Source organism: Bremerella volcania (genome assembly GCF_007748115.1).
GTDB lineage: Bacteria > Planctomycetota > Planctomycetia > Pirellulales > Pirellulaceae > Bremerella > Bremerella volcania.
Window position 1 is genome coordinate 5,866,881 of the sequence record NZ_CP036289.1, and the last position, 25,929, is coordinate 5,892,809.

The 25,929-nt window shown below is 54.8% G+C and carries 20 protein-coding genes and 5 tRNA genes; 2 read left to right on the forward strand and 23 right to left on the reverse strand.

Annotation, left to right across the window (positions count from 1 at the left end; genetic code table 11):
* Window positions 1–155 precede the first annotated feature (155 nt).
* The 18 genes from rpsG to Pan97_RS23465 form a co-directional block, all read right to left on the reverse strand.
* Window positions 156–626: a 30S ribosomal protein S7 gene (rpsG, locus tag Pan97_RS23380; RefSeq protein WP_144976829.1), complete on the reverse strand. Its 471-nt coding sequence runs from the start codon at window positions 624–626 to the stop codon at window positions 156–158.
* 90 nt (window positions 627–716) lie between these two features.
* Window positions 717–1,085: a 30S ribosomal protein S12 gene (rpsL, locus tag Pan97_RS23385; protein WP_144976831.1), complete on the reverse strand. Its 369-nt coding sequence runs from the start codon at window positions 1,083–1,085 to the stop codon at window positions 717–719.
* A gap of 291 nt (window positions 1,086–1,376) precedes the next feature.
* Entirely contained in the window at window positions 1,377–5,819 is a 4,443-nt protein-coding gene (gene rpoC / locus Pan97_RS23390; RefSeq protein ID WP_144976833.1) for a DNA-directed RNA polymerase subunit beta', read from the reverse strand.
* 139 nt (window positions 5,820–5,958) lie between these two features.
* On the reverse strand, window positions 5,959–9,708 hold the full coding sequence (rpoB, locus tag Pan97_RS23395) for a DNA-directed RNA polymerase subunit beta (RefSeq protein WP_144976835.1): 3,750 nt from the start codon (window positions 9,706–9,708) through the stop codon (window positions 5,959–5,961).
* A gap of 358 nt (window positions 9,709–10,066) precedes the next feature.
* Window positions 10,067–10,480, reverse strand: a complete 414-nt coding sequence (gene rplL / locus Pan97_RS23400; RefSeq protein WP_144976837.1) for a 50S ribosomal protein L7/L12 — start codon at window positions 10,478–10,480, stop codon at window positions 10,067–10,069.
* Window positions 10,481–10,610: 130 nt separating this feature from the next.
* Window positions 10,611–11,135: a 50S ribosomal protein L10 gene (gene rplJ / locus Pan97_RS23405; protein WP_144976839.1), complete on the reverse strand. Its 525-nt coding sequence runs from the start codon at window positions 11,133–11,135 to the stop codon at window positions 10,611–10,613.
* A 58-nt stretch (window positions 11,136–11,193) separates the two neighbouring features.
* A complete protein-coding gene (gene rplA, locus Pan97_RS23410) occupies window positions 11,194–11,871 on the reverse strand; it encodes a 50S ribosomal protein L1 (RefSeq protein WP_144976841.1) in 678 nt (225 codons plus the stop codon).
* A gap of 49 nt (window positions 11,872–11,920) precedes the next feature.
* Window positions 11,921–12,346: a 50S ribosomal protein L11 gene (gene rplK / locus Pan97_RS23415; RefSeq protein ID WP_144976842.1), complete on the reverse strand. Its 426-nt coding sequence runs from the start codon at window positions 12,344–12,346 to the stop codon at window positions 11,921–11,923.
* 163 nt (window positions 12,347–12,509) lie between these two features.
* Window positions 12,510–13,334, reverse strand: a complete 825-nt coding sequence (nusG, locus tag Pan97_RS23420; protein WP_241676336.1) for a transcription termination/antitermination protein NusG — start codon at window positions 13,332–13,334, stop codon at window positions 12,510–12,512.
* A gap of 79 nt (window positions 13,335–13,413) precedes the next feature.
* Entirely contained in the window at window positions 13,414–13,881 is a 468-nt protein-coding gene (gene secE / locus Pan97_RS23425) for a preprotein translocase subunit SecE (protein ID WP_144976844.1), read from the reverse strand.
* A 111-nt stretch (window positions 13,882–13,992) separates the two neighbouring features.
* A tRNA-Trp gene (locus tag Pan97_RS23430) sits at window positions 13,993–14,065 on the reverse strand.
* Window positions 14,066–14,120: 55 nt separating this feature from the next.
* Window positions 14,121–15,317: an elongation factor Tu gene (tuf, locus tag Pan97_RS23435; RefSeq protein WP_144976845.1), complete on the reverse strand. Its 1,197-nt coding sequence runs from the start codon at window positions 15,315–15,317 to the stop codon at window positions 14,121–14,123.
* A gap of 77 nt (window positions 15,318–15,394) precedes the next feature.
* Window positions 15,395–15,466 (reverse strand) — tRNA-Thr (locus Pan97_RS23440).
* 166 nt (window positions 15,467–15,632) lie between these two features.
* Window positions 15,633–15,703 (reverse strand) — tRNA-Gly (locus tag Pan97_RS23445).
* Window positions 15,704–15,759: 56 nt separating this feature from the next.
* A tRNA-Tyr gene (locus Pan97_RS23450) sits at window positions 15,760–15,841 on the reverse strand.
* Window positions 15,842–15,941: 100 nt separating this feature from the next.
* A tRNA-Thr gene (locus Pan97_RS23455) sits at window positions 15,942–16,014 on the reverse strand.
* Between the two features lie 309 nt (window positions 16,015–16,323).
* On the reverse strand, window positions 16,324–17,022 hold the full coding sequence (locus Pan97_RS23460) for a magnesium transporter (protein ID WP_144976847.1): 699 nt from the start codon (window positions 17,020–17,022) through the stop codon (window positions 16,324–16,326).
* Window positions 17,023–17,251: 229 nt separating this feature from the next.
* Complete coding sequence (locus Pan97_RS23465) at window positions 17,252–18,925, reverse strand: sigma-70 family RNA polymerase sigma factor (RefSeq protein ID WP_144976849.1); 1,674 nt, start codon at window positions 18,923–18,925, stop codon at window positions 17,252–17,254.
* A gap of 593 nt (window positions 18,926–19,518) precedes the next feature.
* On the opposite strand from Pan97_RS23465, the gene Pan97_RS23470 reads away from it, so the two are divergent.
* Window positions 19,519–20,970, forward strand: a complete 1,452-nt coding sequence (locus Pan97_RS23470) for a hypothetical protein (RefSeq protein WP_144976851.1) — start codon at window positions 19,519–19,521, stop codon at window positions 20,968–20,970.
* 180 nt (window positions 20,971–21,150) lie between these two features.
* Window positions 21,151–21,873 carry a DUF3891 family protein gene (locus tag Pan97_RS23475; protein WP_206668913.1) on the forward strand — a complete coding sequence of 241 codons (723 nt, stop codon included), beginning with the start codon at window positions 21,151–21,153 and terminating at the stop codon, window positions 21,871–21,873.
* Between the two features lie 81 nt (window positions 21,874–21,954).
* Here Pan97_RS23475 and Pan97_RS23480 read toward each other — a convergent pair whose 3' ends face one another.
* From Pan97_RS23480 to rpe, 5 genes are all read right to left on the reverse strand, one after another.
* Window positions 21,955–22,161, reverse strand: coding sequence for a small basic protein (locus Pan97_RS23480; RefSeq protein ID WP_144976855.1), 207 nt, complete (start codon window positions 22,159–22,161; stop codon window positions 21,955–21,957).
* Window positions 22,162–22,317: 156 nt separating this feature from the next.
* Window positions 22,318–23,196, reverse strand: coding sequence for a serine/threonine-protein kinase (locus Pan97_RS23485; RefSeq protein ID WP_144976856.1), 879 nt, complete (start codon window positions 23,194–23,196; stop codon window positions 22,318–22,320).
* 237 nt (window positions 23,197–23,433) lie between these two features.
* Window positions 23,434–24,393 carry an acetyl-CoA carboxylase, carboxyltransferase subunit beta gene (gene accD, locus Pan97_RS23490; RefSeq protein WP_391529970.1) on the reverse strand — a complete coding sequence of 320 codons (960 nt, stop codon included), beginning with the start codon at window positions 24,391–24,393 and terminating at the stop codon, window positions 23,434–23,436.
* Window positions 24,362–24,949: a histidine phosphatase family protein gene (locus tag Pan97_RS23495; protein WP_144976860.1), complete on the reverse strand. Its 588-nt coding sequence runs from the start codon at window positions 24,947–24,949 to the stop codon at window positions 24,362–24,364. Before Pan97_RS23495 ends, accD begins: the two co-directional genes overlap by 32 nt.
* A 17-nt stretch (window positions 24,950–24,966) precedes the next feature.
* Entirely contained in the window at window positions 24,967–25,662 is a 696-nt protein-coding gene (gene rpe, locus Pan97_RS23500) for a ribulose-phosphate 3-epimerase (protein WP_144976862.1), read from the reverse strand.
* Between the last annotated feature and the right edge of the window lie 267 nt (window positions 25,663–25,929).

The following is a 25,929-nucleotide window of genomic DNA, read 5'->3' on the forward strand; positions in this document are numbered from 1 at the left end:
GGGAACTGTCTATTCTGCCGTTTTCTTATTCAATCGACCATGCCCAGGAGGTCTCGATTTCTTGTCTGCTCGCCCCTGTCAGGCGAGCAGACAAGAACTGTCGGCGCATAAAAAAAGCCGCACTTGTGTTGAAGCACGGCCTTCGCTTTACGATCTTACCAGGCGAAGTGAGCGAATGCCTTGTTCGCGTCAGCCATACGGTGTACGTTTTCACGTCGAGTGTAGGCGGTGCCTTCGCGGTTGTAGGCGGCAAACAGTTCGTCAGCCAACTTCAAATGGGCCGGACGCCCCTTCTTTTCACGAACAGCCATCAGAAGCCAGCGGATGGCGAGCGACTGCTGCCGGGTACGATTGACCTGCATAGGAACCTGATAAGCGGCACCACCGACACGCTTTGAGCGAACTTCGATGTGCGGCTTGACGTTCTCAACGGCCTGGGTAAAAACGTCGATTGGCTCTTCTCCGGGAACACGCTTTTTGAGCTCATCCATGGCACCGTAGAAAACGTCCTGAGCGGTCGTCTTCTTGCCATCCAGCATCAGGCAATTGATGAACTTGCTAGCCAGGATCGATTTGTAACGCGGATCCGGCTTCAACGTTTCGCGGCTGGCAGTAATCTTACCCATCGTTGGTAACTAACTATTCGCTATGGCTTGGTTTGTGGGATGTTTTTTTAATTGCGCGACGCCTGGAACTTTAGCCCAGTTACGCCCCGACTAGCTCCGCTTCGCACCGTAACGACTGCGGGACTGCTTACGACCGTTAACGCCCAATGCGTCCAGGGCACCACGGACGACTTGATAACGCACACCCGGAAGGTCGCGGACACGACCGCCACGCACGAGCACGATCGAGTGTTCCTGCAAGCTGTGACCTTCGCCTGGGATGTAAACAGTGACTTCCTTCTGGTTCGACAGACGCACACGAGCAATCTTCCGCAGAGCCGAGTTTGGCTTCTTAGGGGTCATCGTGCGGACCTGCAAACACACACCACGCTTCTGCGGGCACTTCTCCAAAACGGGGGACTTGGAGAACTTACGCTTCTTTTTTCGCGGCTTACGAACGAGCTGATTGATGGTGGGCATAGGTCGCCGTTGCTTTTTCCATAGGGCCGCGATGATTGGGGGCGGCCGAATTTCTGTTTGCTTACTGTCGCTTCCCACAGATTATGGGAAGCCCTTTAAATTATCCGATTGCCGACGACTGTCAACCCGTAATGAAGATCTCACGGGAAAACGTGGCTCGACAATCTGCGTTTCCCCCGCATTTCCCCAAGGGTCGCGAGGGCTAGGAACGGCACATGGCCACGCGGACGTGGCCATGACACCTTATTTGTTTAGCGATTTGGGCCCGTTCGTTTGCCCAAACGCGGTGTTTTACAGTTCGTCCCGGTTCGGATCCCGATCGAAGCCTTCGCCACCATCATGTGGAGGCATTGGCGGCTGCTGACCATAGGCCGGGCCTTCAGTTGCGGGAATCGATCCGCCGCCACCCAGCAGGCTTTCCAGTCCAGGAGCGGGAGCCATTTCGGAAATGGCCGCAGGTCCCTGCCCAGGCTGCGACTGTTCGCCGCCATCTTGTAGCAGCGGGAAGCTTTCTTCCAGCGTGCGTTCGCGCGTTCGCGATGCGAGTTCGGCCAATGCTTCTGGATTGATGCGGACTTCCGAGTCTTGGAAGGTGCGGAAACCAGTACCGGCAGGAATCAAGTGACCCAAGATCACGTTTTCCTTCAGACCGATCAGTTCGTCGACCTTGCCTGCCAGAGCAGCCTCGGTAAGAACCTTGGTTGTTTCCTGGAAGGACGCAGCCGAGATAAAGCTGGAACTTTGAACGGCTGCCTTGGTGATCCCCAAGAGCTGTGTCGAAGCACTTGCGGCGGCAGGCTTGGTTCCCTTGGCAGGATTGCCGCCCAGCGATTCGATTTGCGCGTTTTCCTGTTCCAACGCTTCCTTTGGCACGATCATGCCTTCGGTGAACTGCTGTGAGTCACCGGTAGCACTGATCTTCAGGCAGCGGGAAAGCTGATCGTTGGCTCGACGGAAGTCGAACTTGTCCATCACCAAGCCTGGCAGCAAGCTCGTATCACCCGCTGAGTCGACCATCACCTTTCGCAGCATGCGTGCGACGATGATTTCGATGTGCTTGTCGTTGATTTCCACACGCTGGCTGCGATAGACGCCTTGAATTTCATGCAACAGGTATTGCTGAACGGCTTCTTCGCCCGAAATTCGCAGGATGTCATGAGGAACCAGCGGACCGTCGATCAGCGACTGCCCCGCTTTGACGTAGTCACCCGTGTGAACGAGGAATCGCTTACCATGCGGAACAAGGTGTTCGCGTTCGATGCCCGATTCGTTGCGGACGATGATCGTACGCTTGCCACGCTTCTTCTCGGAGAGGATTTCGACCACACCGTCGATCTCAGCCATCACAGCTGGATCTTTCGGCTTACGGGCCTCGAAGATTTCAGTAACTCGCGGCAGACCACCGGTGATGTCCTTAACACCTCCCGATTCACGCGGCGTACTGGCCACCGTCGTACCGGCAGAAACCTTGGCACCTTCTTCGGCGTCGATGATCGCCTTTTCCGGCAGGTAGTAAACGTCAAGCGGCTTGCCGTCTTCGTCTTCAATCACCAACTGCGGATGGAAATCACCCTTGTGCTCGGTGATCATGCGACGAGTAGTCCCGGTCGAGTCGTGCTCGATGATCATCGTTTCCCCTTCGACGACGTCCTCGTAACGGACGCGACCGCCGACTTCGGCAACGATCGGGATCGAGTAAGGATTCCACGAGCAAAGCACCTGACCGGTCTTCACTTCGTCGTTTTCCTTGACTTCCAGTGTAGCACCGGTTGGCACGTCGTAGCTTTCGATTTCACGACCCTTGGCATCGACGATCGTGATTTCACCGTTACGGGTGAGAACGATGTTTTTGCCTTCGTCGTTGGTCGCCGTACGCATGCGGGTAAACTTGACGAAACCACCACGCTTGGTCTTCTTTTCGTGCTCTTCAGTATCGGTAACGGCCACACCACCGATGTGGAACGTACGCATCGTAAGCTGCGTGCCTGGTTCACCAATCGACTGAGCAGCGATGATACCGACGGCCATGCCTTCTTCGACCTGATCACCGGTCGACATATCCATGCCGTAGCAGGCCTTGCAGCAACCCAGGCCGTTATCGCAGGTCATGGGGCTACGAACCTGGATACGTTCGAGACCCATCTTTTCAATCTTGCGGGCCGTATCCGGCGTGATCATCTCATTTTCGCGAACGATCACTTCGTCGGTGATCGGGTTCACGATGCTCTGGCGACTAACCCGGCCCTTGATCGCGTCTGCCAGCGACACTTCCACTTTTTCACCGCGGTAAATAACTCCCTTGGTAATCCCTTGGGTCGTACCGCAGTCTTCAGCGGTGATCACGACGTTCTGGGCAACGTCGGCCAGCTTACGCGTCAGGTAACCCGAGTCAGCCGTCTTCAACGCCGTATCAGCCAGACCCTTGCGGGCACCGTGCGTCGAGGAGAAGTACTCGAGCACCGTCAGACCTTCACGGAAGTTCGACTTAATCGGCGTTTCGATAATTTCGCCTGACGGCTTCGCCATCAGACCACGCATACCAGCCAGCTGACGAATCTGTTCGGTACCACCACGAGCACCCGAGTCGGCCATCAAGTAGACCGGGTTGATGTAGCCGTGACCACCACGATCGTCGTTCTTCATCTCGGTCATCATCTCGGCAGTAATCTGCTCACGAGCATGCGTCCAAGCGTCGAGAACCTGGTTAACACGTTCCTTGTCGGTGATCACGCCGCGTTCGTACAACTTCTTGAACTTGATCACCTTCTTTTCGGCTTCACCGATAATCTTGTGCTTCGAATCTGGCGTCACAAGGTCGTCGGTCGCGAAGGACAAACCACTACGGGTCGATTCGCGGAAACCAAGCTGGTTCATATCATCCAGCAGGTTGATCGTCGCCCGGCGGCCCAGACGCTGGTAGCAGTCCGAGATCACCTTGGATAGTTCACTACTACCAAGTGAGTAGTTGTAATAGTCCATCCCTGCCGGCAGCATCTCGTTGAACAAGACGCGACCGAAAGTCGTTTCTACGATCCGCGTGTTGCTCTCTTCGTCGTCCTCGCCCTTGAGCTTGCGGCCTTCAGGCAGACGAACCTTGATAAGGGCATGCAGATCGATGATACCCTGGGCGAACGCGTAGTCCGCTTCGTCCATCGAGGAGAAGGTCATGCCTTCACCGGGACGGTTTGGCAAGCTGATGGTGATGAAGTTACAACCCATCACCACGTCCTGCGACGGGCTCATAATCGGCTTACCGTTGGACGGAGCGAAGATGTTGTTGGTTGCCAACATCAATGTGTGTGCTTCGACCTGGGCTTCAATGGAAAGCGGCAGGTGAACGGCCATCTGGTCACCGTCGAAGTCAGCATTGAAGCCTTTACAGACCAGCGGGTGAAGGTGAATTGCGTTCCCTTCGACCAACGTCGGCTCAAATGCCTGGATACCCATACGGTGAAGGGTCGGGGCACGATTCAACAGAACCGGGTGATTCTGGATCACCGATTCCAAGATATCCCAGACTTCTTCATCCTTCCGTTCGAGCATCTTCTTGGCGCTCTTGATGGTGTCGGCATGGCCCAACACCTTGAGCTTGCGGATAATGAACGGTTGATACAGTTCCAGGGCGATCTTCTTGGGCAAACCGCACTGATGCAGTTTCATCCGCGGACCAACCACGATCACGGAACGCGCCGAGTAGTCGACGCGCTTACCGAGCAAGTTTTCACGGAAACGGCCCTGCTTACCCTTGATCATGTCGGTCAAGGATTTAAGCGGACGGTTGCTGCTACCGAGCACTGGGCGTTTGCAGCGGTTGTTGTCGAACAGAGCGTCGACCGACTGCTGCAACATACGCTTTTCGTTGCGGATGATGACTTCCGGAGCGTTCAGGTCGACCAACTTCCGGAGGCGGTTATTACGGTTGATGATACGACGGTAGAGATCATTCAAGTCGGACGTGGCGAAGTTGCCGGAATCCAACAGAACCAACGGACGCAGATCCGGTGGGATCACTGGAATGACGTCCATGATCATCCATTCCGGCTTGTTGTCGCTGTCACGGATCGACTCGACGATCTTCAACCGGTTGATGTAGTCCTTGCGTTTCTGCTTTGATCCGGTTTCGGCCAAGTCTTTTCGCAGGTCGATCGACAGCTGGACCAGGTCGAGACCTTGCAGCAGCTTACGAACGGCTTCGGCACCCATGTCGGCTTCAAACGAGCCAGCACCGAATTGTTCGACTGCGCCGCGGTACTCTTCTTCGGTCAGCGTCTGGAACTTTTCGAGATCGGTGGAGCCTGGATCGATCACGACGTAATCCTGGAAGTAGATCACCTTTTCCAGGCTCGAGGTCTTCATCGCCAGCAGGTTACCCAGGCGGCTGGGCATGGCCTTGAAGAACCAGATGTGCACGATCGGGGCGGCCAGTTCGATGTGCCCCATGCGTTTGCGACGAACACGGCTGTGCGTGATTTTCACACCACACCGATCGCAGATCATGCCTTTGTATTTCATGCCGCGGTACTTACCGCACGCACATTCCCAGTCCTTTTCCGGGCCGAAGATACGTTCGCAAAAAAGGCCGTCCTTTTCCGGTCGGTAGGTTCGGTAGTTGATCGTCTCCGGCTTTTTGACTTCACCAAACGACCAACTGCGAATGTCATGAGGCCGTGCGAGGCTGATCTTGACCGCGGTGTAATCGTTGATTCGGTCGTAAGAGCTTTCGAGAATACTCATGGCCCGTGCTCCTTATGTATTTCCACTTGGATGGTCGTGTTGGTGAAGGTGCCGTTGGCTGCCTGGTGAGGTGCCAACGGCGGGGGTCGCCAATCGCGAACTGAGCTTTATCAGCTCGCCGCAACGAAGGCCGCCTGGTTTACAAGCGGCGCTTTTCCAGTTGCATATTCAACCCGAGCCCTCGGATTTCGTTGGTCAACACGTCGAAGCTGGCGGGCGTACCGGCTTCCAGCGTGTTTTCACCTTTGACCATCGATTCGTAGATTTTCGTTCTTCCTTCGACGTCGTCACTCTTCACAGTGAGCAGTTCCTGAAGGATGTACGCGGCACCGTAGGCTTCCAGAGCCCACACTTCCATTTCCCCGAAACGCTGACCGCCGAAACGAGCTTTACCACCCAGCGGTTGCTGAGTAATAAGCGAGTATGGCCCAGTGCTTCGAGCGTGCACCTTGTCATCCACCAAGTGATGCAGCTTCAACATGTAGATGTAGCCGACCGTCGTTTCCTGGTTGAGCGCTTCGCCGGTACGTCCGTCGTGAAGGCGTGCCTTCCCGTGACGCGGCAGTCCCGCTTCTTCCAGACAGTCGTTGATGATCTCTTCACTCGCCCCGTCGAACACCGGAGTGATCGCCTGGAATCCGAGCTTGGCACCTGCCCAACCCAAGTGGGTTTCCAGAATCTGCCCCACATTCATACGGCTAGGAACGCCGAGCGGGTTAAGCATGATCTGGATTGGGGTACCGTCCGGCAAAAATGGCATGTCTTCGACCGGGAGAATCTTGGCGATCACACCCTTGTTACCGTGGCGACCGGCCATCTTGTCACCCACCGAAATCACCCGCTTGGTGGCAATGTAGACCTTGACCATCTGCAGAACACCACTGCGAAGTTCGTCACCTCGCTTCATGCTGTTCAGCTTGCGATCGCGTTGATCGATCGCCAGTTCGATGGCTGGCCACTTGGCCGCATACAGCTGGCGGATCTGGGAAATCCGATCCTCACTCTTAAGGTTTTCCAGAATCTTGTACAGACGGAACTGCTGTGCCTGTTCCGCGATGTACTTGCTGTCCTGGTCGCGAGTTAGCGGAGTACCGTCTTCGTCGGTGACGGTCTTACTCAGGATCTTCTCGATCTCTCCGATGAATTCAGCGAAGAGTTCAGAAATGGCACTATTACCTTCAGCTTCGGCATCCTTGAGGGTCTTTTCAAACGCCTTTCGTTCGTCGTCCGAGAGGCTCATGCGGCGGGCAAACTTCTCGGCCTGAACAACGATCCCTTCGATGCCGGAAGGAACTTCCAGCGAATCGTTTTTCACGTCTTCACCAGCACGGCCAAAGATCGCGTGCAGCAGCTTTTCTTCCGGCGTCAACTCGGTCTTACTCTTTGGCGAAACCTTACCAACCAGGATGTCGCCAGGCTTCACGTAGGTACCGACCTGGACGATACCGCTCTCGTCGAGATTGCGAAGCATCTTTTCAGAGACGTTCGGAATATCTCGTGTGAAGTCTTCGCGGCCCAGCTTCGTTTCGCGAATTTCGACGTCGAACTCCTCGATATGAATCGAAGTGTAAACGTCTTGCTTCACCAGTTCTTCGCTGATGATGATCGCGTCTTCATAGTTGTAGCCGTCGAACGACATGAAGCCGACCAGTACGTTACGGCCCAAGGCCAACTGACCACCGTGGGTCGCGGCACCATCGGCCAGCACGTCGCCAGCGGTGATCTTCTGTCCCATCTTCACGACAGGATGCTGATTCAAGCAGGTACGCTCATTGAGACCAACAAACTTTCGCAGTTCGTAAACGTCTTCGGCATGCTCGGCAGCCCCGCTACGTTCGACGACCACCTTCAAGGCGTCCACATAGGTGACCGTACCATCGAACTTGGCCCGGACGATCATGCTTGAGTTCATGGCCACGTCACGCTCGACACCGGTACCGACGATCGGCGGTTCGGCAATCAGCAGGGGAACGGCTTGCCGCTGCATGTTGGATCCCATCAAAGCACGGTTCGCGTCGTCGTGCTCAAGGAATGGAATCAACGCCGCGGAAACACCCACCATCTGGCACGGAGCCACGTCGATGTAGTCCACTTCGGTCGGCGCGACCATCTCGAAGTCGCTACGGTAGCGAGCGATGATCAAGTCGCCCAGCAAGTTATCGTCTTCGTCTGTCGGCGTATCGGCCGGAGCCACCAGGGCGTCCGATTCCTCGTCGGCACGTAGCCAAACGAAGCCCTTGGCGATCTTACCGTTAGTGATCTTACGATAAGGCGTGATCAAAAAGCCGTATTCGTCCACCGACGAGTAAAGAGCCAAGCTAGAGATCAGACCGATGTTCGTACCTTCCGGCGTCTCAATCGGGCAGATACGACCGTAGTGCGAAATGTGAACGTCGCGAACCTCGAAACCGGCACGCTTTCGATTCAAACCGCCTGGGCCAAGGGCTGACAGGCGACGCTCGTGAGTGAGCATCGAGAGCGGGTTGGTCTGGTCGACCACCTGCGACAATTCGCCACGACCGAAGAAGTATTCGATGGCGGCGGAAATGCTCTTCGGGTTGACCAGGTTGCGCGGAGTCATGTCTTCCGCGTCCTTCAGGCTCATTCGCTCCTGAACCGTTCGACGCAGCTTCAAGAAGCCCTTTCGCATTTCGTCGCAAGCGAGTTCATCGATGGTACGCAGGCGACGATTACCAAGGTGGTCAATATCGTCGATGCGGGCCCGCTTATCGCCGGACGAAAGATTCAGGATGTAGCGAATCGCCGCGATCAAGTCCTCTGGACGCAGGGTCTGTTGACCTTCATCGATATCCAGACCGAGCTTTCGGTTCATACGGAAACGACCAACGCGCCCCAGGCGATAGCGGTTTTCGTCGTAGAACTTCTCGGCGAAAAGAGTCTTGGCCTTTTCCAATTGCGGCGGGTTACCAGGACGTAGTCGCTGATAGATACGCAGCAATGCTTCTTCGTGGCTGGAAGTGTTGTCCTCGGCCAACGCGTTGAAAATCAACTGCGTCTTAGGAGGCTCCATCACCTCGACCTTGTCGATGCCGGACGAACAAATCAGTTCCGCGATATTGCGGCTGATCTTCTGCCCCGCTTCGAGAATGATTTCGCCAGCGCGATCGCTACCACTGGGATAGATGATGTCGTCGACGGCGATCTTATTTTCGATCTTCGAGACGCTGCGGCCATCTTTGACCGCCTCGACGCTCGATTCGTAGAACGCACGGATCACGTCGGCGTCGCTACTGTACTCCGGCGACATGGCACGAAGGAGCGTCGTCGCGGCGAACTTACCGCTTTGGTCGATGCGGACCGTGAGCGAGTCCTTCTTCGACACGTTTACTTCGATCCAGCTTCCACGCTCCGGAATGACGCGGCAGCTAGGTAGCTTTTTGTCGGAGGTCGTGTCTTGTTCCAGAACGAAGTCGACACCAGGGCTGCGGTGCAATTGGCTCACAACGACGCGCTCGGCACCGTTGATGATGAATTCACCACCGCCCAACATGACGGGCAGATCGCCGAGGTAAACTTCTTCCTCGATCGGCTCTTCTTTGTTCAAGCGAAGCCAAATTCGGAATGGGCGACCGTAGGTCAACCGCAGCTGCTTACATTCCTCTGGCGTATAGCGCGGCTTGCCCAGTTCATAACGGACGTAATCGAGTTGATTCTGTCCGTCATAGCTCTGGATGGGGAAGATCTCGCGGAGGACACTCTCGATGCCCAACTCTTGATCTCGCTCTTCTGCTTCGACATCCGCCTGCAGAAAGTTTTGATAGCTCAGGGTCTGAATTTTCGTCAGATCCGGGGGAGCCATGTAAATCGATTGACTTCCAAACCGACGAACTTCATTAGGTTCCAGCCGTCGTTGCGACGAGGTAGCCATAGGCGACGCGACTCCTTGGGCGGCAAATCAAAAAACAACATACTTTCGGGGCAAATCAATTACGGACGTTATGCAGGGTTTCAGCCAACAGTCCGATATAGAGTGCGTGAAAGCATGAGTGATACGGGCGGACAGTAGAGGTTCAGATTCAAGCGGACCGGCAAAAGCGCGCAGCTGGCGCTATGCAAGCTAGCACGCCCGCCACTGCGGGCGCGCGCTCTTACCTGATTCCCATCCATGCTGTCAAAAGAAAAAGAAGATCCGGAAGACTTCAAAATCACACCTCGCGACGTTGCCTCTTTAGTATAGGGGAGGCAACGTCTGAGTGAAAACAGGAAATCAGCCAATAACCGCAGTCTTATCGAATTTCGACGACGGCACCAGCGGCTTCCAGCTCTTCCTTCGCCTTTTCGGCGTCTTCCTTGGAAACACCTTCTTTGATCTTGGCGTCTTTGGTTTCGACCATGTCCTTGGCTTCCTTCAAGCCCAGGCCAGTGATCGCACGGACGACCTTGATCACGCCAATCTTCTGAGCACCGAAGTCGGTCATCACGACGTCGAACTCGGTCTTTTCAGCAGCAGCAGCTTCACCACCACCAGCAGCAGGACCAGCCATGACAACACCACCGCCAGCAGCGGCTTCGATGCCGTGAGCGTCTTTCAGGTAGTCGCCCAACTCAACGGCTTGCTTCAGGGTGAGGCCAGCGATTTGATCGCCCAAACCCTTGATTTCTTCGGAAACTTCGACGGTTGCAGTTGCTTCTTCGGACATTTCGGATCTTATCCTTTCAACACTTATTTGCAGGGGAACGGGCCCGCCTGCGCCAGGGAATACGGATGTTTTGGTTTATGGAAACGTTCTTTCGGCAAATGCCGCCAGGACGTTTGCCGAGAGAAGGCCGTTAGCCTTCTTGTTTTTCGCCAACCTGCTTGACCTGCGAGGCCAACTTGGCACCTGGCCCCTTGATTTGGGCTGCCAGGGTACGACCAGGACCCAGAATCTGACCCACCAGAAGCGAGAGCTGTTCAGCTCGGTTGGGCCATTTACTGATTGCCTTGACCGAATCAGGGTTCAGGGATTCGCCATCCATGACACCGCCCTTGGCGGTGAATCCCGGAAACTTATCGTCTTCGTTCAGCTTGACCACTTCCTTGGCCAAATCGACGAAATCCTCGCCACCCCAAACCAGGGCAGTACTGCCTTCCATGCTAACGAAAGCAGGTGCGAGCGAAGTGCCTTCACAAGCCTTGGCTGCCAGCGTGCGGCGGACAACCATCAGGCTAAGGCCTTTTTCACGGAGTTGCTTGCGGACCAGGTGGGTCTTTTCCGCATTCATCCCCACGACGTCGACCACCAGGAGGTCGTTCACGCCATCCAATTTCTTGGACAGATCGGTGATCACCAGTTTCTTTAGATACTTACTCATGGCTCAGGGCTTTGTACGTATGGGTTATTGCGTAACGCTTGAACTTGCTAGGAGCAATTTAGAGGGCAACCAGAACACCAGGGCTCATCGTTGCACTCAAATTGACGCTACGAACATAAGTGCCCTTCGCCGCTTGGGGCTTGAGGCCATTGATATGATCGATGAAGGCCTGGATGTTGTCCTGCAGCTTATCGGCATCGAAACCAAGCCGACCGACCACAGCATGAACGATCCCGGTTGGATCGTTACGGAACTCAACCTTGCCAGCCTTGTACTCTTTAACGACTTTGGCAACGTCCGGGGTAACCGTTCCGGCACGCGGCGATGGCATCAAGCCACGCGGACCCAGAACGCGTCCCAGGGGCCCAACCAAGCCCATCATGTCAGGACTGGCGATACAGACGTCGAAGTCGAGCCAACCATCTTTGATTTTTTTCGCCAAGTCTTCCGCGCCCACTTCGTCGGCACCAGCTTCCTGGGCAGCGGCTGCGTTGTCACCCTTGGCAAATACGATAACACGTTGAACCTTACCGATACCATGAGGCAACACCAACGCACCGCGAACCAGTTGGTCCGCCTGCTTCGGATCGATACCCAATCGCATCGCAATTTCAACGGTCTGATCGAACTTAGTCGTATTGAACGACTTCAGCAGTACGATCGCGTCTTTCAGGGTCAGCGCTTCTGCTGGCACCTTTTCCGCCAGGGCTCGATATCGTTTGGATTGTTTAGCCATCGTCAATCGCCAATATGTAGGGAGATAATGTTCGCGTTAGGGGGCAGGACTATTCCGTGACTTCCAGGCCCATGCTCCGAGCCGTTCCTTCGATCATTCGGCGAGCATGTTCCAAGTCGCGGGCATTGAGGTCCGCCATCTTCTGATTGCAAATGTCGTCGATCTGGCCCTTGCTGACCTTACCGACCTTCTTGGTGTTCGGCGTGCCGCTGCCTTTAGCCAGGCCAGCAGCCTTCTTCAGCAATGCTGCCGCTGGCGGGCTCTTGCAGATGAATTCAAACGTACGGTCGTTGTAAACGGTCACGACAACCGGAATCGGCATGCCATTGAATTCTCGGGTCTTGTCGTTGAACTGCTGAACGAACTGGCCGAGGTTCACACCGAAACGCCCCAACGAGGTACCAACCGGAGGAGCCGGAGTGGCTTGACCACCAGGGACCTGAAACTTCGCTTGACCTACTTGTTCCCGTGCCATTTTGCTGTTTCCCGTGCCGCGTCACGCCGTGACAAGGCTTGTGCGACCGTATGCTATGTAAACCGTGTGCTTATTAAACTAAGGCCCCGAAGCTCGTTCTCTCTGTCCGCCGGCAAAGGGGGGAATAAGAAGAATCGACCACCGGTCCAACGCCTGAGGTGGATTAAACTGGCTCCATTTGCCAGTGTTCCATCTCCACCGGTGTTGTGCGGCCGAAAATATTAATCATGACCGTCACGCGGCCATTGGTGTTGTCGATCACCTCGACATCGCCCTCGAAGTTCTCGAAGGTGCCTTCGGTGATGCGAACATGGTCGCCAATCTTGAAGCGAATGTTCGTCTTGACTTCTTCTTGCTCACCCTCATCAGGCTTGCGCGTCTTCTTGACGATGCGATCCACTTCGTGCGGCAACATGGGAACTGGCTTACCAGCCGCGCCCGTGAAGTCACCAATGCCACCGGTCTCACGAACCAGGAACCATGTATCGTCGTTGATTGCCATATGCACGACGATGTAGCCTGGGTAGAGCTTTTGCTTGGTAACTTTTTTCTTGCCGTTCTTGTATTCCACCAGATCCTCGGTGGGGACAAGAATCTCGCCGAAGTAATCCTCAAGACCGGCCATTTTGACACGGCGAATCAGGTTGCTGGAAATCGACTTTTCGCGATTACTCTGAACCTTGAGGATGTACCACTCCTTGTTGGCTGCATCCGTTGCAGCATCTTCTTCATCTTCAATGATTTCTTCGATGGGGCCGCGTTTCTTGCCGGAAGCCGCCGGAGCAGGTTTCGGCTTGGCCGACTCTTCGACCACTGGCTCTTCTGCCGCTGCATCACCAGCGTCAGCGCTCTCCGCTTCGGTCGAGGCAGGCTCTTCCGAGACAGCTTCCGGAGTCGCCGTTTCTTCCGAGGGGACTGCGGCATCCGCAGGAACATCCGTTTCAGGATCTTTCTGCGGATCGAACGAATTGTCAGGAGAACTTGCCACGAAACCAACCTTAACCGGCGATCAAAACCGGACCATCTAAGCAAAGTGTACTCGGAAATCCAGTGACGCTTACTGCCGCCTAAGTGGCGGTCGCCTGCGGATCAGGCGGGATCAGTCCAATCGTTTTGAACAAGGTGATCCACAACAAGTCAAACGCAAACAACAGCAAGGCCAGGATGAAGATCAACGCGATCACCACGATGACACTTCGCCACAACTCGGCCTTGGAAGGCCAAGTCACCTTATTCATTTCTGCCTCGACCGCGATCAAAAAGTCCGCGAACGTAGGCCAATTAATCAATCGGTAAGCAACCCAAAATCCAACGACGACCAGGACAACCGGAAGCAGCAAGTGCAATCGATACTGGGCGATCGTCGCGTACGCCTCCAACTGCTGATAAAGCTGGTAAGCGGCAATCGAAATCAATACCCAAATCGAAATCAGCGTTGCCTGCCGGGCAATTTTACCCTGCGTCCGCTTGTATCGATTCGCCTGAACCATCTCATTGAGAAGGGAAGGGGAACCGACGGTCTTCTCCTTGGCCATGGTCACTCTCAGTCTTTGGCGTTCCTGCCGCGGCGACGACGCTGGGATGTTTTCCAGGATGTCTCTACCGGTGCGACGCGCTCAACAAGTTCGGTAACACCAACTAATTAGCAGGGGCGGAGGGACTCGAACTCTCAACATCTGGATTTGGAATCCAGCGCTCTGCCAATTGAGCTACGCCCCTGGAGCGTCGCCGAACCAAAACGGATTGGTTTCGGCGACGTGAACTTTCGATCTTCTTATGCTGTGATCTTGGTAACGACGCCGGAACCGACCGTCTTACCACCTTCGCGGATAGCGAAGCGAACACCTTCAAACATAGCGATTGGCTTGTGCAGTTCGACTTCGATCTTCACATTGTCGCCCGGCATGCACATTTCGGCACCCTGCAGATTGGCGGTACCGGTGACATCGGTCGTACGGAAGTAGAACTGTGGGCGGTAACCGCTGAAGAATGGCGTGTGACGACCACCTTCTTCCTTGCTCAAGCAGTAGATTTCTGCCTCGAACTTGGTGTGCGGATTAACCGAACCTGGCTTGGCGAGAACCTGACCACGCGAGATGTCTTCACGCTTGACACCACGCAGAAGGCAACCGACGTTGTCGCCAGCGTGACCTTCCTGCAAGATCTTGTTGAACATTTCAACGCCGGTGACAGTCGTCTTGGTCGGCTTCTCGGTCAGACCGAGGATTTCGACTTCTTCACCAACCTTCACAACGCCACGCTCAATACGACCGGTAGCAACCGTACCACGACCTTCGATCGAGAACACGTCCTCGATAGCCATCAGGAACGGCTTGTCGGTTTCGCGTTCTGGCTCTGGAATGTAGCTATCCAGGGCTTCAACCAGTTCGGTGATGCATGCGGAAGCGTCCGGATCAGCCGGGTTGTTGTAGGCAGCCAGCGAGTTACCACGAACAACCGGGCAGTCGTCGCCAGGGAAGTCGTTCTTGTTCAACAGTTCGCGAACTTCCAGCTCGACCAGGTCCAGCAACTCTTCGTCGTCGACCAGGTCGCACTTGTTCAGGTAAACCACAACGCAAGGCACACCCACCTGACGAGCGAGCAGAACGTGCTCCTTGGTCTGCGGCATAGGACCGTCGGCAGCGGAAACCACCAGGATTGCACCGTCCATCTGGGCGGCACCGGTGATCATGTTCTTCACAAAGTCGGCGTGGCCGGGGCAGTCGATGTGGGCATAGTGACGAGTCGGCGATTCGTACTCGACGTGAGCCACAGCAATGGTAACCGTCTTCGTTTCGTCACGAACGGTACCGCCCTTGGCGATTTCCGAGTAGGCCTTCATCTTGGCAAGACCCTTGGCGGCCTGAACTGCCAGAATAGCGCCCGTGGTGGTCGTTTTACCGTGGTCGATGTGACCAATGGTGCCAACATTGACGTGAGGTTTAGATCGTTCAAATACGTCCTTGGCCATTTTCTTTGTCTTTCTTACCCCAGCTAAACCGTGAAATTTGGGATTTGTCTAAATACGAAAATCAAGGTGCCGTGAAGAGCTGCTGATGGGACTTGAACCCATGACCTCTTCCTTACCAAGGAAGTGCTCTACCACTGAGCTACAGCAGCCGAAAAATGGGAAGCTTGTTTGGGGCTTTGCTTCCGCCACCTTTACCCGGCTACTCGCTTCCGAGCCGCCCAAACGGACAACCCGATTTTCGACAACGAAGCCTTATCGGCCTGCTTGGCCGCATCGGCAAGCTCGCAACCTACCCGGTAAAGAGGCATGCTGCGAAGCGGGTGAAGGGAATCGAACCCTCGTCTTCAGCTTGGAAGGCTGTTGCTCTACCATTGAGCTACACCCGCAACCTACCCAGGCCTTGCTGTCTTTTCTTCCAATAAAGCCCGGGAATCTATTTTAGTGGGGGGTACAGGATTCGAACCTGTGAAGGCAATGCCAACAGATTTACAGTCTGTCCCCTTTGACCGCTCGGGAAACCCCCCAACATATCCGCTTTTCGACGCGCCCGAAACTGGTGGCATCGGCAACCCGACGAAAACGGCAGTGATCCGTCCAAATTCAGCCCCAAAAGTGGGCATTACAAGCTAGCGGAGGGACTTGAACCCACAACCTGCTGATTACAAATCAGCTGCTCTGCCAATTGAGCTACGCTAGCCCACTACCTGGGCTTTATGGAAAACCAATAACTATAACGAGTCCAAATTTCCCCGCAAGCCAGGATGAGCACGGGAATGGCAAATTTCGTCCAAAATCCGTGTCTCCTTTGAGACACCACATCCTGGGAGGTGTTCACAAGACTCTTAGCGTTCACTTACCCCCCGTTACAGGCTCATCCAGTTTGCCTAATGGGACGGACTTGATACGGCATTTTAGAGGTTGAATCACATGCCGGCGAAAAGAACGTACCCAGGCTGGCCTGGGTACGGAAATCGTGTTAACGCCAAGGGCAACAAGCATGCCAGAGTCACGCTTCCCGCTCGCCACAAAACGCCGATTCGTTCCACACTTCGATGTAACAGTCCTGAATCACATTGCCGCTCTGGACTCGCATCACCAGGAATGGGTCGACTACGATGTGGTTCTCTTCCAGCACATCGACATAGAAGCTTACGCCTGAATGCTTCTTCTTGATGTCCAAGGCCGTTTGGAGGGCATATTCCGGGATAGGCTCGGTATACGAAGCTAGTTCCCGTAGCCTCCACTTCCGCTGAACAATCCCCGCCCCACTGCAACACCCGAACACAATCCCCACTAAGACACCGCCGATGACGGTCAAGGCACAATAGAACGAGAGCATGGTATTCATCAATAATGCCGAAAAGAAAAGCCCTCCTAGTGCGCCCATCGCCAGGGTGAAACTCAGACCGATAACCGATTCCACGATCGTCGGCCAGAACCGAGACGGATTGACCTCACAAGCCTGTTTGTACTTACGGACACTCTCGGGCGTAAAAGGCCGGATATCGTACTCAGCCAGCGTCTGCTCGAGTGTCCGCTGCCGACGAGCCTCGCGTTTCTTCTTGGCCAAAAGCGTATATCCCAGAAGCTCACTGGCTTCCTCGGCAAGCTCATCCGAAAGGGGATCATCCCCGGCTAACCGCTCCCATTGGCTTACCGGCGTGTCCCAAGTAATCGCTTCACGCTCCAAAACAGATACATTCATGATTCGACTCCTACTTCTCTGAAAAGAAACTCTCGAAATCGACACATTCGAGTGCGGCAGAAACGCACTCGCCGAAAAGCAGGCCCACATCTGAAAAGTATCAAAAAGCTTCCGATCATGCGACAAAATAGCACGAAGTGCGTTCTGCCGCTGGGAAACGAAAAAAGCCAGAGACTTCCGCCACTGGCTTTTTTCGCATGATGGGCAGGACTCTCACAAGTCCCAGGGGTTAGTTCGTTTCCGGCAGATCGAAGTTATAGTCGCGGGCAGCCGTTTTCAGCTTGTTAAGCGCCCGAGCCTCGATCTGGCGGATTCGCTCCTTGGTCACGCCTAGTTCCTCGCCAACCTCTTTCAAGGTCTGTGGTTCGCGGCTGTGATCCAGGCCGAATCGGCGGATAATGATCTTTTGCTCACGCTCGTCCAGGCGATGCAGGATCTTGTCGATCTGCTTTTCGCGAGTCTGCTGAGCCATCTCCTGCTCGTACTGATCACTTCGCTCGTCAACACGCGTGGTGAAGTACTCGTCCAAGCTCGTTCGGTACCGATCGCGATGACGGAACTCGACCGGAATGGTCCGGGCAAAGTTCTTCATGATTGCCCAACTGCAGTACGTGCTGAACTTATTACCACGCGAATAGTCGAACTTCTCCGCGGCACGAATCAGCGACATATTGCCGTCGGAAACCAGTTCGAAGAAATCTTCGGTGGCACCAACGTGACGTTTGGCAATCGAAACCACCAATCGCAAGTTCGACTGCACGATCAAGTTTTTCACATCGCTGGCCTGATCATACAGCTGCTCGATGGCATCCATGTCGCTCGACTTCGGACGCTGTTCGTCCAAGGTTTCGCGAATCTTCAAGGCCTTGTATTTCAGGAAATTGAACTTCCGGAACAGGTGATACTCCTGCTCGCGTGTCAACAAGGGCATCTCGTACAGCGAAGCCAGGTAAGTCGGCAGACCGGAAGGAACTCGGACCTTCCGGGCAGCCTTCTCATGAGGTGGCATTTCGCCCAGGATTTCTTCTTCCAGGCCTGCCTTCTCGAAGTCGTCGTTGTAGATGCAATCCAGCGGCAGTTCCATGATGTGACGGAAACGAATTTCATTGATCACACGATAGATCGATGCCCGAGTACGACCATGCTTTTCAGCGAGCCGATCGACCGACACACCATGGCGATATTCGCCATAGATGATCTGCTTGGCCGATTCGGTCAAAGGCCCGGTTCCCCGGGGAAAAACGGCTTCTTTGGGCTGTTCGTCGTCATGATGTTTGAGCGTGTAACGAATGGTTTCGACACTACGCCCCATCTTCGCGGCCACACGCTTGGCAACCTCGGAAGGGGTACCGCCGGCATTCGCCAAGCGACGAGCACGATCGATGATTTCCAGCTTCTCAGCATCGGTAAGCTGACTGAAGTGACGACCCCGCTCGATTCGATCAGGGTTGTCCTTCACGAAGCGTTCGACGCTGCTGCGCAGGAAGCCCACTCGCTTACGTCCCTCGAAGAGGAACTTGCGGCTGACGAGCCCTTGCTTACGCCATCGCGAAATCGTTTTGGTCGAGACGTTGAAACGATCGCTCAACTGTTCGACGGTTAGCACTTCCTCCGGAACCGTATCGACGGAAACGTCGGCGGCGTCCGAGAGATCTTCCACCATCAGGCGCAAATCTTCGGCGGCAGACTTTCCGGGAAGCAGCGAACCAACGCTTGGCTGTTCCGGACGGAAGTCGGTCAGACGATAGTAGATGTAGTCGACCGGATATTGCTTATTGGGATCGATCTCGGAAATCAGCTTTTCTGCACGATTCGCCTGATCTAGCTTTCGATCCCGGGGAGCATATTTGATCTGTTGATCGCGCAGCTGTCGGAGCGCGACGTTCTTATATCCCTTGTTCATGTTGTCCCTCACTCAGTGATCAACAACACCTGCCTGGTTTTCCCTGCGAGTTCCGATCGCCCAGACGATGTCTAACTTGGAGAGAGTCCCCCTTCCCGGGGAACTATCACTCAAGCAACGGGACAGCTACTCATCGGTCGATGAGCGCCTCTTTCTGTCAGATGCTTGAAAAGTCTTGTGGAACGCAAAGTAAACGGATGAACGATCAACTATTAGCTTGCGAACCAACTTTCTCTATGACCTTATACGAGGAAATGACTTATTTGGTTGCTCATTTGTTCATGCTTTTCTTAAAAACCCCCGTTTCAGGGGTTACGACCGACGACTGCCATTTGTCGTAAGTTGATGCACGAAAACCTGTTGCGAATAGCATGCCAAACGTTGCACAGGATCCTGCTTTCGTAGGCACACACGCCGCAATTGTCAAATCCTGACGTTTTGTCCACTTCTGAGAAGTTGGAAAAACGAAGACCTGTACCAGATAGACACCGCAGCAGCAACTTTCTTTCAACCTGCTCCGCCGGATTTGACGATTCTCCCGTACATAGCGATTTCGCTTTTTCCCGAGAGACCTCAAATTCCAGGCCGAACACATGTATTTCGATGCTTACCGGGCAATATTCGTTACACAAAATTACGGAAACCCGAGCACCTATAAGCACATCGTACTGGTCGGCTCAATCCTCGCACTGTGGGTTACATCACCCATTTTGGCAGAAGACACCTGGAAGCTGACCGAAAAGCTCGCAGGGAAGACTCGTCGCGTCAGCACCGAGCTTAAAGTCCAGGGAACGATGCGTGTAAACCCGGACGGTAAGAAGGTCCGCCACTACCCGGTGACCCTCGATGGCAAGTACGTCGCCATCGAACGAGTTCTCGGTCCAGCTTCGGCAGTACGGTTCTACGAAACGGCGGAAACCCACTCGACTGCCAACGAAAAGCCGTTGGATGACAAACTGCCAACCGTAAAGCGTTTGATTTCGGTCGATACCAGCGGCGATCGTCCCGTTATGTTCAGCCCCCAATACACCCTGACGCGCGAAGAACTGGAATTGATCAGCGTTCCCGGAAACCCTGCAGTCCTAGCCAAACTATTTCCTTACGAGCCGGTTGCCATTAACCAAACCTGGTCGCCTGACGACCAAGCCCTCGCTCAAGTCTTGGGCATTGATGCCATCAACAACCACGAGGTAGTCGCTACCCTCACCGAAGTCGACAAGGCAGGCATCGCCAAGGTGTCGCTCGAAGGTAAGGTTTCCGGAGCCATCCAAGGCGTGGCAACGGAAATTGAGCTGAAAGGTCGTCTGAATCTGGATACAAGAAACCAGGCCATCACTTGGTTTGCCGCCTCGATCAAAGAAGACCGCAGCATCGGCCATGCCATCCCAGGCTTTGACGTCACCGCCATCGTCCGCACGCAGATCGAAGCCGCTGAGCCGACCGAAGAGCTAAGTGATGCCAATCTCGCCAAGCTGAATTTGCAGGCCAACGACGGCAGCGAGATGCTGGCCTTCGAGGGGAAAGAGGCCGGTTTTCGCCTGATGCACGATCGTCGTTGGCATGCGATGGCCGAAACCCCCAAGCAAACCGTCTTTCGCATGGTGGCCGACGGCGAACTGATCGCTCAGGCCAACGTGAATCGCCTGACGAACATGAAAGCCGGCGAACAGATGACGCTCGAAGGCTTCGAGGCGGAAGTCAAAAAGGCCCTCAAGGAACGCCTGGGGCAAGTTGTGGATGCCTCTCAAGCCGTGAACTCGCAAGGGCTGCGAGAGCTTCGCGTGACCGCCGTCGGAACGGCCAACAAGATGCCGATTACGTGGATCTATTATCTGATCTCGGACGACAACGGGAGGCGCTACTCGACCGTCTTTACTTTCGAGACCAGTCTGGCCGAGAAGTTTGGACAGACCGATCGCTCGTTCATGAGCGGGTTCGATCTGATCGAATCGGCCAAGCCAACCATAGCAAAAAGCCCGCAGGAAGTTGAATCCAAAGAGCCGGCGCTGATCTCAGCGAAAGCCGAATCGCTCGAAAAACGCTAACCGCGACGATCGGCGCGTACAATTGTTTCAGAGTATTGTTGTTACGCACACGTAAGTACAGCGTTCCTGGCCTCCTCTTCACGGGATACATCGAAGAGTGGCCAAAAGGATCCGCCTTCTCGTCTGCTGAAAGGCTCCGTCGTGATTGTTCGCCCCTATAAGCTGCCTGATGGTGAACCAATGTTGCTCTTGATTCAACAATCGGTTCATGCCGCTCTCTCAGGCGATCTCGCTTCGCACTGGGGCAATGGCCCGTTCTCCCCCTTGGTTCACCCCGAGGTGGTCTGGCCGGCCATCTTTCATCACGACGATGGCTGGATCCCCGTCGACAACTCGCCGCCGATCGATCCCAAGACCAAACGTCCCGTTTCGTTTCTCGACTCTCCGGCGCCTGAGTCGCATGCCATTTGGACGAAGTCGATCGAGTGGGCGGCCCGGATCAGCCCATTCGCTCAGTACTTGATCGCTGAGCACTTCATGACGCTACGAGAGCATAGCGAGTCAGCCGAAAGCGAAGCTGGCCAGACCTTCCTTCACAAGTATGAAGAACTCTGTGAAACCTGGCGAGATAACTGGGAAAAGCGTCATCCACAGTGCACCGACGAGGAAGAAAAGCTGGCCGTCGCCCAGTTGCGGTTCTTCGACTGGTTCAGTCTATGGCTGTGCCTGGGCGAGCGCAACGAGGTTCATACTTTCGAGCAAACGCCCGACGACGTACCGCTGACGGTCGGGCCACAGCCCGGCGGTAACATCCTGACGTCTCCGTGGCCTTGGACGGTAGATCACGTCCACGTGGCCGTGGGGGGCTATTTAGTGCCAGACAGAGACTACGCCGATACCGATGATCTGCTGCTCGAAATGAACGATTGGTGCCGGATCGAGTGGCAATTTACCCCCGAGTAAACCAAACTGCGGCCCACAACGCAAAAAGCCCTGACTTGCTCGCCAGGGCTTTTGCTTGGATCGCTCGATCGCGAAAGAGGACTACTTCTTCGCGTCTTCTTCCTTGACCTTCTTCTTCTTCTTCATCGAGATCTTCACAACTTTGGTCTTGGGCAGACCGATTGGCGAAGTGGTCTCTTCGTCAAAGGTGCCACGCTGCTTCATCTGAGCAATACGTTCGCTACGCTTCAACACACTGCGGGTCGAAATACCACCCCGCTTAACCTTAAGGCTCTTGTCGATGGTCACGGTAACTCTCCTGATTTATGCGTTATCAGGCGGAATACGGGCAATCCGCCGGGTATTCTATCGCCTAGGCGACAATTTTGGATCGAGGGGAAACGCATCATGATACCAGAGGGCTCAGGGGCGTCAAGGCGTAACTCACCCATCCAATGGCTGCTTCTACGCGTCAACCCGCTTGATTTTCTGCAGAGCGTTGAGCATGTCGCGGGCAGTCTCTGGGCGGTTGCGTGGATCACGGTCAATGCAGGCCATAATCAGCTCTCCCAGTTCCCGATTGAGTTTTGGACGAAGGTCGAAGATGTTGCCTGGCGGTATGGTGTCGTGGTTCAAAGCATCTCGTCCGGTCCCTTCTACGCTGGCCCATGGCAATTCGTAAACCAAGAGACGGAAACCAGTTACACCCAACGAAAAGATGTCCACTCGCTGGTCCGTAGGCCGTCGCCGAACGATTTCCGGGGCCATGTAGTTCGGTGTCCCAGTTCGATTACCAGGGGCCATGAACTCGGGCTTGGCCGGCAGCGTCAGCCCAAAGTCGATAAGCTTGCACGAACGGCAATCTGGGGCGGCAATGAAATTTCGAGGGCAGATGTCGCGGTGAATGAAACCGGCCTCGTGGACACACGCCAAGGCGTCCGCCATTTGACGCAGCAACACGAGTTGCTTTCCTTCCAGCATCGGATCTCTGTCAACGATCAGCGAGTTGAGCCCTTTGCCCTCTAAGTACTCCATCAGCAGATACTGCTGGCCGGTCGTCACAAGGCCATGCTCGAGTGTCCGCACTATGCATGGATGCGTGAGAGACATGGCAATCTCGCCTTCTTTCGGGCGAGTCAGCCCTTGGAAGCGAGAATCGAAGAACTGCTGCTTTTCGAGGTCGAGAATCTTCAGTCCAAGGGTACGTCCAGTCGAGTGCTCGCGGACCTTGTAGAATTCGCTCATCGTCCCAGAGACGGCTTCTTTCAAGATCGAAAATCGCGATGCGATATCAAGCTTGGGTTGGCCGGCGAACAGCGACGTAAACTTCTTGAGCAGACTCATCGGGAAAGGCGACTCACGCGATCAGGGTGCAAACTTGAAACGATACTTCAAATTTAGGCCCCTGAACGGAATTCGTCCGGCAAAAATGGCGCATGAATCGCCAAATTTGACGTCGCTTGAATGGGTTTAGCCTGTCTGTTCCGGTGCCTCTACCCCCCACTTTAAGCTGGCGTGCAAAGCGACACAAGACACACCATCCGTGAGAGTGTCGCTTGAGGGACTAAGACGCGCTTCAGGCTATTTGCCGCAGTAGTCGATCGCCCGGGCGATTTCGAGTTTCAGTTTGTTTCGCGGGACAATCCGGTCCACAAAACCGTGCTCCAGCAGGAACTCGCTGGTTTGAAAACCCTCCGGCAAATCGATGCGAATGGTTGCCTTGATCGTTCGCGGGCCAGCAAAGCCTACCAAGGCCTTCGGTTCGGCGAAGATCAGGTCTCCCAGGGAAGCGAAGCTGGCCGCTACGCCACCCATCGTTGGATTGGTCAACACGGAAATAAACAACCCGCCAGCCTCGTGGAACTTGGCCAGGGCAGCGGTTGTTTTGGCCATCTGCATCAGGGACAGAATCCCTTCGTGCATGCGGGCACCACCGCCCGATCCACTGATGATGATCAACGGCAAGTCCTGAGCCGTGGCTCGTTCGATGAGCCGCGTAAGCTTTTCTCCAACGACGCTCCCCATGCTGCCCATAATGAACGCACTGTCGGTCACGCCAATCGCCACGCGTCGAGCACGAATCATCCCGCAACCGGTCAGGGCCGCTTCACGCAGACCGGTTCGCTTTTGCTCGGCTACCAAGCGGTCGGCGTACGACTTCTTGTCCTTGAACTCCAGCGGATCGAGCGAATGGAGATTGGTATCCCACTCCTCGAAGGTTCCCGTATCGAGGACCTGCTCGATGCGCTGCTGAGCCGTAATGGTCCAGTGATAGTCACACTCGGGACAAACACCTAGCAGTTGTTCGGCTTGCTTGCGGAAGATGGCCGCCTGACAACCAGGACACCGCTGCCACAGACCTTCGGGTACGCCACGTTTCTTAGGTTTGCCGGATTCTTCGGTTTGGGAAACGATTTCCGAGGAAACGGATGCCATGTTGGATGCCTCGACGAGGGGAGTAGTCGGAGAGGTGGTTTCGTCAGTTTCAGCCAGCTGCTTCTTGCCAGGCTTAGACTTTCGAGACGACTGCGTTTTTTTCATACTGGATCAATTCCCACCATCCACATCGACGTTCGGCCTGCCACAAATCACCGAAGTCGGTTTGCAGGATCTCGCTGCGAATGATGGATGCCAGAGGTTCTGGAGCGACGACAATCACATTGCCGTCACCTTTTTGATGCTTTTTCCATATCTTGTCTAGGGCGTTCTGCACACGCAAGCGCACCTCGCCTAAGGTCTCCCCTTGGGGGGGACAGACCGCCTCCGGATTTTCCTGCCATAAACGGTAGACCGTTGGCTGGTTCTGCTTGACTTCGGTGATCAGCTTTCCCTGCCAAAGTCCGGCGTTCAAATTTGCCAGGCAGTCCATCTGCTTGATTCGTTTCCCCAGAGCACGGGCAAACGCTTCTGCGGTCTGCTGACATGACTGGCAGGGGCCACAGTAGATGGCCTCGATTTCCAGGGCCTGAAGTTGTTGAACCATTTCCGACGCCTGGCGTGTTCCCTCTTCGGTAAGAGGAACGGCAAGACGGCTACGGATGCGACCCTGAAAGTCGTATTCGGTCTGCCCAGGTCGGACGAGCACTATTCGTAACATGGCTAAGCTGTTCTCAACTAGGTCGAAACTTGGGCAGATCGATAGAGCTGATCAATCGCTGCGCCGTAATCCGATTGATTGAAAATCGCTGATCCTATTACCAGGAGGTCAGCCCCTGCTTCGGTGCACGCCTGAACCGTTTCCAGGTTCACGCCGCCGTCGACTTCCAAGAGAAGTTCCGGAGGACCGACTTTTCGCAAAGCTTCAAGCTTCTCCAACGCCACAGGATTGAACGTTTGACCGCCAAATCCTGCATTGACACTCATGACTAATATCAAGTCGGCTGTGTCCACGAAAGGGAGAACTCGCTCGACAGGGATGTCCGGGTTAATCGTCACCCCAGCCCCACAGCCCAGATTCTTGATCTCTTGCAGGACATTGGCCGTGTCGATTCCAGTCGCTTCCTCGTGAACGGTAATGATATCCGCGCCCGCCTCATAAAACTGTCGGATATAACGCTCCGGATTCTCGATCATCAAATGGACATCGAGCGGAAGTTGTGTCAACTTGCGAAACGCGGCAACAATGGGCATTCCGTAAGTGATGTTGGGGACGAAATTTCCGTCCATCACGTCCAAATGAAGTGCTTGCACGCCAGCAGTTTCCAGTCGCTCTACCTCACCGCGCATATCGCTAAAGTCACACGATAGCACCGATGGCAGAATGAGCGGAGACTGTTGGCGAAGTCGCGCGAGATGCGAACGACGGGACATGCCAAACCTTGCGTCAGGGGAATGAATCGCTTCCGAGGGAAACCCATTCGAGTTTCGCCTGACGATACTCACTAAGTATCGCGGGAGCGAGTTTAGGGGCAGCATGAGCCCCTCAAATTTGATGGCTCGCATTGTACCAAGCGGATGTCGGCTCGTCAGCGGCCAAAAGCAAGCATCGCCATAACCTGCCTATGCAGAATCACTTACGAACACGCAATTTTCATTAGACACCTTCTCGAAACGAGCAACTTTCAAGAAATTCACGTA